The sequence below is a fragment of the Collinsella aerofaciens genome (genome assembly GCF_015552075.1).
GTDB lineage: Bacteria > Actinomycetota > Coriobacteriia > Coriobacteriales > Coriobacteriaceae > Collinsella > Collinsella aerofaciens_Y.
This window is the reverse complement of record NZ_JADNDZ010000070.1, coordinates 1-15,030: the sequence shown is the minus strand read 5'-3', so window position 1 is coordinate 15,030 and position 15,030 is coordinate 1. Positions and strand designations below refer to the sequence as shown.

Sequence of the window (15,030 nt, the reverse complement as noted above, 5' to 3'; positions counted from 1 at the left end):
AACGCACGTATTATTGCGCGCCGAATAATGGTGTCAAGTATTCCGAAATCGTTTTCTGCAAGGTTAGCGCCGGCGGCGAGTTCTCGTGATGTGTGTCCATATTCACTCGGAATAATGGTGCGCGAGACTTTTTTCGCTCCGGCGTCAACACAAAGCTTGACTCTACAATCGTTGTAGGGTTTTCACTACACTGGTAGCTAAACGAACCAAGCCAGAAAGCCCCGCCCATGGAACACGACCTCACACGCGGCAATGTCCTTAAGACCATCGCGGTCTTTGCCCTGCCCTATATGCTCTCGTACTTTTTGCAGATGCTCTACGGCATGGCCGACCTGTACATGATGGGGCAGTTTAGCGGCGCCGCCGGCATCACCGCCGTGGGCAATGGCGCGCAGACGCTCTATATCATTACCGTGACGCTCGTGGGCCTGGCCATGGGAACGACGGTGATCGTCGGCCACGCCGTGGGCTCGCGCCGCTTCGACCGCGCCGAGGCCGCCATCGGCAACACCATTACGCTCTTTATGGGTGTCTCGGTGGTGCTGGCCGCTGTCCTGCTCGCGCTGTGCCCGCAGATCGTGGCACTCATTGGCACGCCGGCCGAGGCAGTCGAAGGAACCGCCGCCTACCTGCGCATCTGCTTTGTCGGCATTCCCTTTATCGCCGCGTACAACATTCTTTCGGCCATCTTTCGCGGCCTGGGCGATTCGCGCTCGCCCATGTACGTGATTGGCGTGGCATGCATCATTAATATCGCGCTCGATTTTCTGTTTATCGGCCACATGGGGCTCGGCCCCGTGGGCGCGGCGCTCGGCACGGTGACCGCCCAGACGGCCAGCGTTGCCCTCGCGCTCGTGTGGCTCAAGAGCCGCCGCACGAACATCCACGTTAAGCGCAGCGACCTGCGCCCCCAGCCCGAGGTGCTCGGCAGCATTCTTAAGATCGGCGTGCCCGTGGCCGTGCAGGACGGCTGCATCCAGGTGGCGTTTATGTTTATCACCGTCATCGCCAACCACCGAGGACTCGTCGACGCCGCCGCCGTGGGCCTGGTCGAGAAGATGATCAGCTTCTTGTTCATTGTGCCGAGCTCCATGGGCGCCACCGTCAGCGCACTCACGGCGCAAAACGCCGGCGCAGGCAAGGGCGATCGTGCACGTCAGGTACTCAAAGATGCCATGACGATCTCGGTAGTGTATGGCTGCCTGATCACAGCGCTAATGTGGCTGGTGGCGCCGGCGTTTATCGGCTTTTTTGCCAAGGACGCTGCAGTGGTCGCGGCCGGTACCGGCTATATGCGCAGCTACATTTTCGACGCAATCTTTGCCGGCATCCACATTTGCTTTAGCGGCTTTTTCGCTGCGTACGGCAAGAGCTACATCGGCTTTGCGCACAACGTGCTGGCCGTGGCGCTCATTCGCGTGCCGGGCGCGTGGCTGCTGTCGAACGCCTATTCCAACACGCTGTTTCCCATGGGCATCGCCTCGCCGTGCGGATCGATTTTGTCGGCAGTCATTTGCGTGATGGCATTTACCGTACTCAACCGCCGCGGAGCTTTTGACAAGCTGATGGCGTAGAGGATCGTTTGCGTCGTACGACCTCGGCGCCCCTTCCCCGTCCATTGAAAGGAGCGGCGCCATGACCGACTCGCCAACTGAACATACCGAGGGTCTGCTCCGCATTGGCGAGGTGGCGCGCTTGTTTAACCTAAGCGTGGGCACGTTGCGCCATTACGAGCAGATGGGCTTGCTGGACCCGGCACACATCGATCCGGCGAGTGGGTACCGCTACTACGGATCGCGGCAGCTCTCCACTCTCAACACCATCAGCCACCTGCGTGTTCTCGACTTGCCGCTCGCGCTAATCCGTGAGTTTGTGACCACGCGCGACGTGAACCTTATGCAGCGGCAGCTGGCTCAGCAGCAGGAGCTCATCGAGTGCAAGCGCCGCGAGCTGGAGCGCGTGTCGCGCAAGATCGACAACCGGCTTGCCCTGCTTCACAATGCCCTGAACACCGAGCTCGATACCATTTGCGCAATCGATGCGCCCGAGCTTCGCTGCGCCGTATTGCGCGAACGCGTCAAGCCTACCGACGCCTATGCGCTGGAGTGGCAGATTCGTCAGCTGCAGAAGGGCCAGCACGAGACCTTTGTCTTTCTGGGCAACTTGGGCGTTGGGATTAGCGCCGAGCGCCTCGCCGCCGGCGACTTTGATGGCTACGACGAGGTCTTTTTGCTGCTCGATGACACCGATGATTACGTGGGCGACCTCGAGACGCGACCCGCCGCGCGCTGCCTGACCATTAGCTTTCGCGGCACGCACGGGCAAGCAACCCCACGCTATGAGCAGCTGCTCAGCTATATGCGCGAGCGCAACCTGACACCCGCCGGTCCCTCGCGCGAGATCGCCCTGATCGACGACATCATCAGCGACGACCCGGGGGCGTATGTGACGAGGATCGCGATACCAGTCCGCTAATCACTACCATTTATCGAGCAATTCCATCCATTTACCTTAATCCGAATTAGATTGTATTATGTAGCAAATAAAATGACAGCATATTGCCCCCCATAGGCAGGAGACATTATGCCCAGAGTTCAATCACGTCGCTCGTTTCTTCTCGGCCTAGCCTCGATCATCGGCTTATCCGCGTCACGCCCAACAAGAGTATTCGCTGCCGACTCAAACTCATCCGTCGCTTTTACATCAGACCTAGCACAAGACTACGCGCTTTCCCTGTTGCCCATCGTCGACGGATCCGCGAACTTAGAGATCGAGCAAATCGTTCCCGTATGCCAACAAATCGGCCTTATCTGTGGCTATGAAATCAGTGTCACAAGGGAAGGAAGCCCTTACGGTTATTTAATACTTGACGCATCATATCCTGGGCTTCTGAAGGAGATAACCCTCGGCGATACCATTCTTCCGATTTCAGCTTCTCTATCAAACGCCATTTCAACTTATTCCGGCCAACAGGCCACAAACCCAACCGTACTAATTTCGTACAACGATATTGAATATGGAACTTTGGTGCCAGGAACTAGAGACTGTGTAACCAACTATAACAATATACGGTCTGTCCCAATTGTCACCGAAAAGGGTATAGCACCTCAAAGCAATAACCCAACTTCATGGGATGCAGTCATTATCAATGAAGATGACTTGATGTTGCATTTCCAAATAGACGATTTAAACGGAATACCGTTCCGAGGAGTCTCGGAATCATTAGTTGAAGCCCGCACTAATAAGTATGCATGCGTCGTTTCTGCCTTGTACGCTGTATCAATGCATTACGGTCTCACCAGTTCAAACGCTAATCAATTTAATCCCGATTATTATAAAGAAATATGGAACGTCACTGGCACAACAACGTATAAGACCAATGATCAGGGCGTCGAGTACGGAAGCACGATCATCCCAGATGGAATTGTTCCGTTTAAAAGTCTTGCCGCTCAAAAGGGTAGAGCACTTAATACTCAATTTTTCGGTTATCAGCCTCAATTCGCTCAGTACAGAGCAACTATCGATCAAGGGAATATCGGCTTGTATCATATGTGGATCAACAGCCGAAACAGTGAAGGATCCGTCGAGCTATCAGGTCATACAGTCACGGTAACTGGCTATTTTACTGGGCATAATGGAAGCTCTGGCATCGAACTGCAGTGGCTCGAAGTATTCGACGGATGGAACACTTATCCCCGAGCGATTAACTATGCAACGCCCAATATGGTCAAATTGAACGGAACAGTCTTTTGGTAGACCGGATGGCACCATCAAAATGCTATGGCACCACGGCCTTTGCCCTGGTTACGATATTGGTGATTTTCGCTATGTTTGCATCCGTTTCTTCATGCACAGATAGAGCCCGCTATAGCGGAGGAGATGATTACCTTGTCTTTGGAGCCGGCAGCGTTCATTCTATTGAGGGAACGGAACTCGTAATCCAAACAGACAACAGTCCCCGCTACACCGACGCTGGAAAGCAAACCCGGATTACATTCCCCTCATCTGGCCGAATCAAAGACAAGCTTTCCCAAATCAAAGTTGGGACAAGAGTTTCCTACTCACGCTTTGAGTCGGTAGACGCATCTGGATCATACGAGGGAAACGATATCGAAATTGAACAGGCAAACACTATAAGGAGATGTTGAGGAACTGAGCCTCTGCGCAGTTCCTCAACAAATCATTATGCCTCCGGGACCCTACCCGTCGCCAAAATCTGTTCAAGTGCCGCCTCATCCAACACGGGCACACCCAGCTGCTCGGCCTTGGTGAGCTTTGAGCCCGCTTTGGGGCCGGCGACCAGATAGCTCGTCTTCTTTGACACGCTGCCCGAAACCTTGGCGCCAAGCACCTTGAGCGCCGCGCCCGCCTCGTCGCGCGTGCGATTGACAAGCGTGCCGGTAAGCACGAAGGTCAGGCCCGCGAGTGGTTGTGCGTCGGCGAGCTCGCCCGCCACGCCAGCGTCGGCTGCGGCTTGCGCGTGTGCAGCGCCCAGGTCGACTTCGAGCGACAGGCCCGCTTGGCGCAGACGTTCCAGCACGGCAAGGTTCTCGGGCACGGCCAGGAATTGTTTGACGCTCGCCGCAATCTTGGGACCGATGCCCTCGCACTCGGCAATATCCTCTTCGCTCGCCAAGATAAGTTTGTCAATCGACAGGAATCGCTCGGCGATGACCTCGCCCACGCTCTTGCCCACGTGGCGGATACCCAGGGCAAACAGCACGCGACCGAGCGGCTGGCTCTTGGACTTGTTGAGCTCGGCGATGATTTTCTCGGCCGTCTTGAGGCCTACCGGAATGGGGTCGCCCTTCTTGACGCCCTTTTTGCTGTTGGAGCTGGCATAGGTGCGCCCCGTGTCCAGGCCTGCGATGTCGTCGACCGTGAGCTGGTAGAAGTCCGCGACATCGTGGATCAGGCCGGCGGCAATCATCTTGTCGACGATCTCGTCGCCCAGGCCGTCGACGTCCATGCAGCCGCGACTCACCCAATGGAGCAGGCGCTCCTTGAGCTGCGCGGGGCAGTCGATGGACACGCAGCGGTAGGCAACCTCGCCGTCCTCGTGGACCACGGGGCTACCGCACACGGGGCAGACCTCGGGCATGTGCCAGTCGACCGAATCGGCCGGGCGCTTGTCGAGCACCGGCCCCACGACCTCGGGGATCACGTCACCCGCCTTGTGCACGATGATGGTGTCGCCCTCGCGCACGTTTTTGCGACGGATCTCGTCGATATTGTGCAGCGTGGCGCGCGCGATGGTGGAGCCGGCAACCGTCACTGGGTCGAACTCGGCGACCGGCGTGAGCACACCGGTGCGGCCCACCTGGATGCGGATTTCGCGCAGGACGGTCTGCTTTTCCTCGGGCGGGAACTTAAAGGCAATGGCCCAGCGCGGTGCGCGGGCAGTAAAGCCCAGGTCGAGTTGCTGCTGGAAGCTGTCAACCTTTACGACTACGCCGTCGATGTCATAATCCAGATCACCGCGATGCTCGAGCGCCTGGGCACAGAACTCGTGAACCTCGGCCGGCGTGGCGCAGCGTGCCACGTTGGGGTTGACGCTAAAGCCGGCGCTGCGCAGCCAATCGAGGAACTCGCGCTGGCTGTGGACGTGCAGCGGGTCGGTATCGGCGATGGCATAGATAAAGGTGGCGAGGTCGCGGCGCGCCGTGACCTTGGGATCCTTCTGACGCAGGCTACCGGCGGCAGCGTTGCGCGGGTTAGCGAAGGGGTCGCGACCCTCGGCATCGGCCTCGTCGTTCAGACGAACAAAGCTGCCCTTGGGCATATAGACCTCGCCGCGTACTTCGATGGTACGCTCGCGGTCGGCACCCATGTGGGCGAGCGCCGGCTCGGACAGGTGCATGGGCACATCCTTGATGGTGCGGACATTGAGCGACACGTCCTCGCCCGTTGTGCCATCGCCACGTGTGGCCGCACGTACGAAGGTGCCGTTTTGGTAGGTAAGGGCCACGCCCAGGCCGTCAATCTTTAGCTCGCAGGTATAGGTAACGCTGCCGGCACCGAGCGCATCCTCGGTGCGCTGGAGCCACGCGTCGAGCTCGTCCAGATCCATGGCATCGTCCATGGAATACATGCGCGCCATGTGCGTGACCGGCATAAACTGCTCGCTCACGTAGCCGCCCACGCGTTGGGTGTAGCTGTCGGGCGTTACCAGATCGGGGTAGGTCGCCTCAATTTCCTGCAGCTCAACGAGCATTTTGTCAAAGGCGGCGTCCGTGATCTCGGGCGCATCGAGCATGTAGTAGCGATAGGCGTGGTAATCGAGCTCGTGGCGCAGCTCGGCCGCACGCGCTGCCGCCTGGGCACGGGCATCGTCCGGTGCGGTGGCTTCCGCGGTCGCGGGTGTTTCGGTATCGATGTCCACGCCGTCACCAAACAGGCTCGATTGCTCCATAGCGGCACTCCTTCGCTCGATTTCAAACGGATACAAGAGTACCACCGGTCGCAATGGGGCCGAATAGCGGTCTCAAACCGCACCGAATCGGCAGCCGCCAGACTGGGGTGGACAGTTAGTTCAGATACGTATAAATCCTAGAGCTGGATTAGACACGAACACCCCTGTTTCAACTAATTTGGGCTCCCTGAGACCATGTAAACGTCCCGCTCGCCCTCCCAAACACCCATTCCAACCCCATCCCAATCAAAAATTGCTCAAAACGCATCCCAAGCTGCCCCAGATTTATACGTATCTGAACTAACTGTCCAGACCATTACGAACCAGGCCTCTTGCCAGCCACAAGTGATCCGTTTTCCTCCGTCCCCAACGGATCAATAAGAAAAGAGGGGCTGTCCCGCGTTGATGGGACAGCCCCTCTGGCTTCGGCATGTGCGAAATGGCTCGTTAGTAACCCTGGCCGTAGCCCTGACCCTGGCCCTGCTGGCCCAACAGCTCCTCCAGATACTGGCGCAGCTGCTCGTCGGTAATACCGCCGTTGCCGGTGTCGGTCGCGCTGTCATCCTGCTGCTGGTTCTGCAGCTCCTCATCGGAGCCCAGCTCGACGGTGACCTTCTTCTCTTCCTTGCCGCGCATGAGCGTGATCTCGACCTTCTCGCCCACCTCGTGGCTGCGCAGGGCGATGATCAGGCCATCGGCACTCGTAATCTCGTCGTCGCCCAGCTTGGTAATGACATCGCCCTCCTGGATGCCGGCCTTGGCAGCAGGGCCATCCTCAACGACGCTCGCCACATACGCGCCGCTATCGGTGCTCAGCTTGTTGGTGCGGGCGTTGAGCGCGTTGACGCTCGAAAGCGTGGCGCCCAGGTACGGGTGCACCGGCGTCTTACCGTCGATGATCTGGTCGGCAATGTTCTTGGCGTAGTTAACCGGAATGGCAAAGCCCACGCCCGAGCTGGAGCCCGAATAGCTCTCGATAAGCGAATTAATGCCCACCAGCTCACCATTGTCGTTGACGAGCGCGCCGCCGGAGTTGCCCGGGTTGATGGCGGCATCGGTCTGGATCATGTTGGCATAGATGGTGTTACCGTTGGTAGAGCTCATGGCCGTGGAGCGATACAGCGCCGACACAATGCCCGTGGAGACAGACTGCTCGTTGCCGAACGGCGAGCCGATCGCCATGACCCACTCGCCCACGTTGAGCTTGGAGGAGTCGCCGATCTCGATCGGGGTGAGTTTGGAAGCGTCGGCATCCTTGAGCTTGATGACGGCCAGGTCGCTCGAGGCGTCGTTGCCCACGAACTCGGCCTCGTAGGTGGTGCCGTCGTCCATGGTAACCACGTACTGGTCATAGCCATCGACCACGTGGTTGTTGGTGAGGATGTGGCCCTCGGTATCGAGTACCACGCCCGAACCGACACTGCCCGAACTATCCGGCTCGTCGGCAGACTGCGAAAGCGAGCCATTTTGGCTGCCGCTCGAAGTGGCGGTAATGGAAACGACAGAGGGCAGGGCCTTGGCAGAGACGGCCTCGGCCAGCGTGGTGTCCTCGGAGTCGATGGTGATCTTTTGCGTCGATGAACCCGAAGCACCCGCCGTCACGGCGTTCCTGCCGCCGCCGATATCGAGCGTGCCGCTCATAATGAGCGCAATGACCAGCAGGGCGCCGCAGGCACAGCCGGCAAGCGCCGTAATAAAGATCGGCAGCTTTTTGGTCTTGGTCTTGACCACCGTGTGCTTGTTCACGACCTGTTGGCCGCCCAGCGGCTTGCCGGTCTGTGTGTCGTAGGCTTGCACGTAGGGAATGTTGTTGCCGTCGGCAGGCGTCGACTCCACCTGCACGCGCGGCTGCTGCTGGGTCTCGCCGGCGTTGCCCGCGTCCTGGGGACGCTGAGAATCGTTCTCGCTCATAGCTGCGATCCTTTCGTCAAATAACCAAAGGCCCGCCAAACATGTGGCGGGCCATCATTGTTCACGTTGAGTTGTACCCCAAGCTGGGCAGTCCCGAGCACTAGATGCCAAGATTTCAGCTTTGCTTAAGTAATGACATGCTTATAAGCCAATTCGTTTTATGCCGTCATGTCTATTCGATATAACAGTCGATAGCAAAACTATATGTTGAATCGTTAATAAAGTCCGTAATCGTCGCACCCATGCCTGATCCGCACGTCCACTTATCTTTCTCCGCGTCGTATGGCGTTGGCCCCCACCCCGTTTCATATGATGCTTCGCTTTCCGTGAAGTTATTCATCACGAATTTATCCTTCTGCATGAGCGCGTACCAAGCGTTTGCATACATCACAAGCGGATCGGTTTGGACTATCGAGTACTTTCCGGAACGAATCTCAATTTCTGTTTTATCGTTAAAATAAGCGACCGTGAGCTCAATCTTGGCAAGCAGCGGCAACGTTTCATCTGATTCCCTCTGGATTGTTATGACATCACCGGCCATAGCGTCCGCAGACACAATTTCGCTCTCTGGCGTGAAAATAGTCTCTCTGCTTCTTGTTCGCGTTTTTTCATTGCCATTTTCATCTCTGACCACCGTGTCGACCACGAGCGTCAATCGCTTCCGAGCGTCCGGCAACTCCACGGCTTCTGCCATCCCAGCTCGCATCAAAATAGGAGCCCCTGCCATCAGACCTAAAAACTGCTTTCTATCAATCATTCTTCATTCCCCTTGTCTACTTTATTTGACTTTCTCAGCTGAATGGGGATACAGAACAGTCCCGTCAAGTTCCTTATCTTCCACAAAAACTAGAATCCATTTATCACCTGCTTTCAACCCTGAAACATATCCGGAACTTGACTTACGGCGCATATCGATTTTCTTACGGCAACCACTTGGCATAAGCGCCTCAAATTGCCCGTTATGAATATCCGACAGCGTCTGTACTTCAACTGAAATATGTTCGTCATCTTTTCCACCAACGACCGAGGGGCTCGGTTGATAGGCCGCGACAACCAATATCCCAAGAAATGCGCAAAGAAGCCCCAGCGTTTTACGTATGCGTTTTCTATCATCTTCGCCGTCACTCTCCACAATACGTCCCTTCATGCGATATATAAATCGTTGTGTCATATGGAAGAAAACGCAGCTGATTGAACCAACCGTCCCAGACAACAAGCATATATTTCTTATCATTTGAATATGTATTATGCATAGCCACATATCCCGCAACAGCCATCGCATGAGCGTCATGGCTTGACCTGAGAGTCCCAGAAAAAATACTGAGATTTCCAGAATCTGCAGTTGCCCTGAAAGAATCCCAAGATGGATACCAAGCAAATGATGTCTCAAGCCTTTTCCCGCGCCTAGCACAGAACTCCTTAATAGCCGGGGCAGCATTTGGAGATGGAGTCCTTCCTTGGGTAAAGTAAAGGCCCGTAGCTTGATCGAATGACTTATTTGGATCGCCGGATGTTCCCGATAACTGCCAAAGCTCATGATATAAGTCTGGCAATTTGAGCCGGTTTAGCGTTACATAATGGCTGCTTACCGCAAACATTGCAGACACATCGCAAGCATAGGTCCCCGTTTCTTTAATAACCTCTGATTGTGTAGGCGTTATCATCCCTGAAATTGTTTTACTTGCGTCAATGACATATCCTTGCTTATACAGGTCTTTGGGCGATACGAAAACATCCTCGAACCTGCCTGGAGATCCGCTGCGGCTATTTCCCACAGAAAACACCGCTGTTGACCGGCATCCCTTCTCATCTAAAACAACGTTATTATCCAGATCTGCAATACCAAAAGACAGCTCGTCAAATTTCAAAGCAACGATGTCATCTTGGGATGCGAGAAGAGCTATTTCATCGCTTGTATTCTCAATGGGCATAGGGGCGTTCGGAGCCAAGCAGTATTCGCTGATCCACCAAGATCGCTCTGAATCAAATACGACGTAGCCATAGTTAACGTCATCCCGCTTCGCGCGAACGATATACCCGATTGATTCCCCATCGGAATTCACCATTTTTACTGGGTCACAAGCGGTCACCGGCTCATCCGATACGTCATCAAAGAAAGCTTGCGCTTGCTCCACAGCTATTTGCGGTGTGACACGAACCAAGTCGTCGTCTCCAAAAACCAACCTTGGAGACATCAGGGCGGCAAGCAATACTATGAATCCGACAATCACCTTTCTCGAATAACGCATTTCTTCCTCCATCCGTGCAGTAGGGAGATACGGTAACTAAATGATATTCGTGAGATAGTTATACGTTTGATATTGTTTTTACTGACCCACTTTAAATCGGTGAAAGGTCTTCTTTTCGCCCTAAACGAGAAAAGGGTACTGGAGAAATCTCCGGTACCCTCACATTCCTCTATTTACTTGCTAGTCCTTAAACAGATATCCCACGCCGCGGACGGTGGTGATGTGCGCTGCAATCTGCGGGCCCACCTTGGAGCGGATGCGTCGAATGTGCACGTCGACGGTACGCGTGCCGCCGCAGTACTCAAAGCCCCACACGCGGTGCAGCAGCACCTCGCGGCTGTAGGCGCGGTTGGGGTGCGTCGCCAAAAAGCTCAGCAGCGAGTACTCCATCAACGTCAGGTCGATGGGCTCGTCATCGAGCGTCACCTGGTAGGTAGCCAGGTTGATCTCGAGGTTATCGATATTGAGCACATCGTCGGCGGTGACGGTCTCCTCCTCGCCCATCAGGCGCTGCGCGCGAGCCTTGAGCTCATTGGGCGTCGCCGTGGGGCACACGAAGTCGGCATGCGCGTGATTCGGCAGGCGTAGGGTGCCGAGCGCCTCGTCGTCGACGATCACCAGCATGGGAACGCCGCCGCGATCGTCGAGCCACTTGGCAATCTGATCGATACGGTCGCTGCGGATGCCGTCGGAATCGAGGATCAGCAGGTCAAAGTCGTGCGCCGCAGTCGGCGAATCGGGGGTGGCAAGGCTCACCTCGACACCCAGGGTGGTCGTCAGGCTGCGGGCAAACTCGTGGAAGCGCGTCGTGCGCGCCATGAACAGGGCACTCTTTTCGGACATATCGGCCTCCAAAGAAATGAGCTCAATCGTACTGGGACAAGCCAGCGCGATTAGGAGTTCGCCAGGTAGTGCTTGATCTCCCACTCGGTGATCGTGGACTCAAACTTATGCCACTCGTCGCGCTTCTTTTTAAGGAAAAAGCTGTGGATGTGCTCGCCGAGGGCATCCTTCATAAACTGCGAGTCCTCAAACACGTCGAGCGCCTCTTTGAGCGAACGCGGCAGCGGCGTGTAGCCGGCCTCGACCATCTGGCGGTCGGCGAGCTTGAGCGTCTCGGCCGTTGCCTCGGGCGGGAGCTCCAGCTTGCGCTCGATGCCGTCCAGACCAGCCGCCAGCGTGACGGCGTTGACCAGGTACGGATTGGCCATGGGATCGGGACTGCGCAGCTCGATGCGCGTGGACAGCTGCTTGCCGGGCTTGTAGACCGGGATGCGGACCATGCTCGCGCGGTTGCGCAGGCCCCACGTGGCGTACTGCGGCACGGAGTCGCCGCCCGTGGTGATGCGCTTGTACGAGTTTACCGTGGGGTTGGTGATGGCGCTGATCTCGCGCGCGTGCGCCAGGATGCCGGCCATGTAGTGCTTGGCGATATCGGAGAGGTGATACTTCTCGTCGTCCTCGCCCCAAAAGACGTTGTTGCCGTCGTGGTCGAATAGCGACTGGCACAGGAACATAGCGCTGCCGTCCTCGCCCGTCAACGGCTTGGGCATAAAGGAGGCGTGGCAACCGCTCTCGTAGGCCTGCTGCTTAATGATGAGCTTGGCCGTGGTGATGGCGTCGGACATGCTCAGGGCCTCGGCGTGGCGCAGGCTCATGCCGTGCTGTGAGCGGCCGGCGGCGTGGAAGGTGTACTCCACGGGCACGGACATCTTCTCGAGCGTGAGGACTGTGTTGCGACGCAGGTCGCGAGCGGCATCGCTCACCGAAAGATCGAAGTAGCCCACGTTGTCGAGCGGCTCGGGGGTGTGCTCGTCGGGGAAATAGTAATACTCCAGCTCGGCGCCCACGTTGAGCAGATAGCCAGCCTTCTCGGCCTTGCGGAACATGCGACGCAGGGCATCGCGTGGATCGCCGGCAAAGGGCTTGCAATCGGGAGTGCACACGTCGCAGAACACGCGGGCGACGCCGTTGTGGCTCGGGCGCCACGGCAGAATCTGGAAGGTCGAAGCATCGGGGAATGCCAGCATGTCGGCTTCCTCGGGCGTGGCAAAGCCCTCGATGGCGGAGCCGTCAAAGCCAATACCCTCCTCAAAAGCGACCTCGAGGTCCTCGGGGCTAATGGCAAAGTTCTTGAGGCGGCCGAGAATGTCGACAAACCACAGACGCACAAAGCGGATGTCACGCTGCTCTACGGAGCGGAGTACGTAATCGATGTTCTGCTGGTTCATGTCGCTCCCCTTTCTTTCGGGCGGGTTTCGACTGGTCTATATCGCAGATACTATCGCAGAAAAATGTTTCCGCAGGGTTAAAGCGTATCAAGCGCTCAAAAAACGTGTGCGAACAGGCAGTTGCGAACGAGTAGTTAGCGCGAGGTCGAAGCGCGGTGTTCGATGTGGCCGGGGACCTCGATGCGCTTGGGGGCGAGCTTTGCGGCATCGCCCACCGTAGTGGTAACAACGTCGATACGCTCGGACAGGCGCTCGACTACGCGCTCGGCAATGGTAAGAGTGTCCTGCGCTGCCGTGGTCACACCGCCAAAGAGCACGTGGTTCCAGGGATAGTCGTCAAACGTTGCGATCTTGAGACCCGCCGGCAACGAAGGTCCCAACTGTGCCAGCGCCTCGGTCAGACGCAAAAAGACCAGGCCGTTAACGGCGATAAGGCCGAGCTTTTTACCTGCATAGTCGCGGATGGCCTCGTCCAGGCGGCTGACGCCCGTGGCGCCGCCATCGGCAAGGGTGACGACCTCGCCGGCAAGGCCGAGGCGGGCGAGCTCATCGGTAAAGGCTTCGGCGCGCTCGCGACGGACGGGGCTCTCGTCGCTTGCCTCGGTAAGCAGGCACAGGCGCTCGCTGCCCGCGGCGGCAAGGGCGTCTACCAGGCCGGCAACCAGCTCGCGGTTGTTGGACGTGACCAGATCGATACCGCCGTCGGCAATGTCGCGGTCGAGCAGCACGACCGGCAGACGGCCCGCAGCCGAAGCGATCGGCCCGTCGTTGCCACCACAGGTATTGACGACCAGGCCGTCCACGCCGGCGTCGATAAGCCTGGTGAGCGACTCGGCTTCCTTGGCGGGATCGTTGCCGCTGATGGCCGTCATGAGCGAGCAGCCGCGCGCGGCGGCGCTGACGGAAAGCCCCTCGAGCATGGCGCTCGAGAACGGGTTGGCGATGTCGGCCAGAATCACACCGATAAGGTTGGTGCGCGAGGAGCGCAGGTTGCGCGCGGCGGCACGTGGGCGATAGCCGGTGCGCTCGATAACCTCGGCGATGCGAGCGCGGGTCTCCTCGGTCATCTGCCCGGGGCGGTTGTTGAGATAGCGCGACACCGTGGCCGGGCTCACGCCCGCCTGAGCAGCAATGTCCTTGATTCTCATCTGCGCCATAGCGCACCTCTGTTTCCCAATTGTCGGCAGTCTGAGCCATTTTAGGCATTTTTTTAAAAATCTCGCTTGCAAAACGCTGTAGGTGAGCAGCGTCGTTTTTTGCGTCTCGAGCAGATGCGATGATGGGCTAGATAGACGAGTCTTTAGGCAGCTCAAAATAGTCGGGATGCAAGGCGATAACCGGGCCCTGCTCCTCGGGCATCAGGTGCAAGTGCGTCTCTGCCAGATAACTCGCCGCATCGGTATCGCCCCTCTTAATGGCCTCGAGAATCCGGCGATGCTGCCGACGAATCGGCTCCCAATCTAGATCCTGCGACACCATACGCAACCAGTTGTATCGCTCAAAATGCGTGTTGATGCTCTTCATCCAATCCCACAACATGTGACGACCGGCAATCTCAAAACATGTCTCATGGAACAGGTTATCCAGGTCAAAGAAACGGCGCGTTTCGCCATGGTCGAGCGACTCGGACTCGGTAAGAATCTGCTCAAGCCGCTGCTTTTGCTCGGGCGTAGCAGCCGAACAGCATTTAATAAGCACGCTTCTCTCGAGTTTCTCACGCAAGAAACAGGCGTTCTCGGCGCGTTCCATGCTGATTTTTGAGACATAGGTGCCGCTTTTGGGACGCGTTTCCACCAGCTCCTGCTCACGCAGGCGCACAAAGGACTCGCGAATGGGCGTGCGCCCGATTCCCGTCTCTTTTTCCAGACCAATCGCCGAAAGGCGCGTGCCGGGCTTGAGCTCGGCATAGATAATCTTGGAGCGTAATGCGTTGTATGCCTGATCTTGCAGGCTCTGATAATGCTGGTGCTGTTCCATAAAGCCCTCGGATAAACCCTCGGTTAGTCGAATACCACCATGCAATACTATCGCATCGACACGCCCCAGCTCCCAATCAGTCTTTTTGGGACGGGGCTCTTTTAGCTACCCTGGCCCGCAGATCGGCCCCCTTGCCACAAAAGTGGCCCATCTACTACGTTAACACGGACAGCCTCGGCCATACCGAAAACCGTGAAAACAAAACCGACGCTCCTATAAGTTGTCAAGAGGCAGTTTGCGGGAGCGTTCT

The 15,030-nt window shown here is 57.1% G+C and carries 12 protein-coding genes; 3 read left to right on the top strand and 9 right to left on the bottom strand.

Annotation, left to right across the window (positions count from 1 at the left end):
• The first annotated feature begins 227 nt into the window (after positions 1-227).
• The 3 genes from I2D41_RS04905 to I2D41_RS04895 all read left to right on the top strand — a co-directional run bounded on the left by I2D41_RS04905 (position 228) and on the right by I2D41_RS04895 (position 3,756).
• A complete protein-coding gene (locus tag I2D41_RS04905) occupies positions 228-1,574 on the top strand; it encodes an MATE family efflux transporter (protein ID WP_195363723.1) in 1,347 nt (448 codons plus the stop codon).
• Positions 1,575-1,635: 61 nt separating this feature from the next.
• Positions 1,636-2,475 (top strand): MerR family transcriptional regulator, encoded by an 840-nt coding sequence (locus I2D41_RS04900; protein ID WP_195363722.1) that lies wholly within the window; start codon positions 1,636-1,638, stop codon positions 2,473-2,475.
• 108 nt (positions 2,476-2,583) lie between these two features.
• Positions 2,584-3,756, top strand: a complete 1,173-nt coding sequence (locus I2D41_RS04895) for a hypothetical protein (protein ID WP_195363721.1) — start codon at positions 2,584-2,586, stop codon at positions 3,754-3,756.
• A gap of 427 nt (positions 3,757-4,183) precedes the next feature.
• Here I2D41_RS04895 and ligA read toward each other — a convergent pair whose 3' ends face one another.
• The 9 genes from ligA to I2D41_RS04850 all read right to left on the bottom strand — a co-directional run bounded on the left by ligA (position 4,184) and on the right by I2D41_RS04850 (position 14,780).
• Positions 4,184-6,412, bottom strand: a complete 2,229-nt coding sequence (gene ligA, locus I2D41_RS04890) for an NAD-dependent DNA ligase LigA (RefSeq protein ID WP_195363720.1) — start codon at positions 6,410-6,412, stop codon at positions 4,184-4,186.
• Between the two features lie 447 nt (positions 6,413-6,859).
• Entirely contained in the window at positions 6,860-8,323 is a 1,464-nt protein-coding gene (locus I2D41_RS04885; RefSeq protein WP_195363719.1) for a S1C family serine protease, read from the bottom strand.
• Positions 8,324-8,495: 172 nt separating this feature from the next.
• Positions 8,496-9,080, bottom strand: a complete 585-nt coding sequence (locus I2D41_RS04880) for a hypothetical protein (protein ID WP_195363718.1) — start codon at positions 9,078-9,080, stop codon at positions 8,496-8,498.
• A 21-nt stretch (positions 9,081-9,101) separates the two neighbouring features.
• Positions 9,102-9,455 (bottom strand): hypothetical protein, encoded by a 354-nt coding sequence (locus I2D41_RS04875; protein ID WP_195363717.1) that lies wholly within the window; start codon positions 9,453-9,455, stop codon positions 9,102-9,104.
• Positions 9,445-10,572: a hypothetical protein gene (locus I2D41_RS04870; RefSeq protein WP_195363716.1), complete on the bottom strand. Its 1,128-nt coding sequence runs from the start codon at positions 10,570-10,572 to the stop codon at positions 9,445-9,447. Before I2D41_RS04870 ends, I2D41_RS04875 begins: the two co-directional genes overlap by 11 nt.
• A gap of 180 nt (positions 10,573-10,752) precedes the next feature.
• Positions 10,753-11,415 carry a response regulator transcription factor gene (locus tag I2D41_RS04865; RefSeq protein ID WP_022095077.1) on the bottom strand — a complete coding sequence of 221 codons (663 nt, stop codon included), beginning with the start codon at positions 11,413-11,415 and terminating at the stop codon, positions 10,753-10,755.
• A gap of 50 nt (positions 11,416-11,465) precedes the next feature.
• Positions 11,466-12,803: a glutamine synthetase family protein gene (locus I2D41_RS04860; RefSeq protein ID WP_195363715.1), complete on the bottom strand. Its 1,338-nt coding sequence runs from the start codon at positions 12,801-12,803 to the stop codon at positions 11,466-11,468.
• 134 nt (positions 12,804-12,937) lie between these two features.
• Positions 12,938-13,960: a LacI family DNA-binding transcriptional regulator gene (locus I2D41_RS04855; protein WP_195363714.1), complete on the bottom strand. Its 1,023-nt coding sequence runs from the start codon at positions 13,958-13,960 to the stop codon at positions 12,938-12,940.
• Between the two features lie 127 nt (positions 13,961-14,087).
• Positions 14,088-14,780, bottom strand: a complete 693-nt coding sequence (locus I2D41_RS04850) for a GntR family transcriptional regulator (RefSeq protein WP_195363713.1) — start codon at positions 14,778-14,780, stop codon at positions 14,088-14,090.
• Positions 14,781-15,030 lie beyond the last annotated feature (250 nt).

What these genes read in the sequence shown, in the direction of transcription:
- I2D41_RS04905 (WP_195363723.1), top strand. Translation starts at nt 228, where the DNA reads ATGGAACACGACCTCACACGCGGCAATGTCCTTAAGACCATCGCGGTC.
- I2D41_RS04900 (WP_195363722.1), top strand. Translation starts at nt 1,636, where the DNA reads ATGACCGACTCGCCAACTGAACATACCGAGGGTCTGCTCCGCATTGGC.
- I2D41_RS04895 (WP_195363721.1), top strand. Translation starts at nt 2,584, where the DNA reads ATGCCCAGAGTTCAATCACGTCGCTCGTTTCTTCTCGGCCTAGCCTCG.
- ligA (WP_195363720.1), bottom strand. Translation starts at nt 6,412, where the DNA reads ATGGAGCAATCGAGCCTGTTTGGTGACGGCGTGGACATCGATACCGAA.
- I2D41_RS04885 (WP_195363719.1), bottom strand. Translation starts at nt 8,323, where the DNA reads ATGAGCGAGAACGATTCTCAGCGTCCCCAGGACGCGGGCAACGCCGGC.
- I2D41_RS04880 (WP_195363718.1), bottom strand. Translation starts at nt 9,080, where the DNA reads ATGATTGATAGAAAGCAGTTTTTAGGTCTGATGGCAGGGGCTCCTATT.
- I2D41_RS04870 (WP_195363716.1), bottom strand. Translation starts at nt 10,572, where the DNA reads ATGCGTTATTCGAGAAAGGTGATTGTCGGATTCATAGTATTGCTTGCC.
- I2D41_RS04865 (WP_022095077.1), bottom strand. Translation starts at nt 11,415, where the DNA reads ATGTCCGAAAAGAGTGCCCTGTTCATGGCGCGCACGACGCGCTTCCAC.
- I2D41_RS04860 (WP_195363715.1), bottom strand. Translation starts at nt 12,803, where the DNA reads ATGAACCAGCAGAACATCGATTACGTACTCCGCTCCGTAGAGCAGCGT.
- I2D41_RS04855 (WP_195363714.1), bottom strand. Translation starts at nt 13,960, where the DNA reads ATGGCGCAGATGAGAATCAAGGACATTGCTGCTCAGGCGGGCGTGAGC.
- I2D41_RS04850 (WP_195363713.1), bottom strand. Translation starts at nt 14,780, where the DNA reads ATGGAACAGCACCAGCATTATCAGAGCCTGCAAGATCAGGCATACAAC.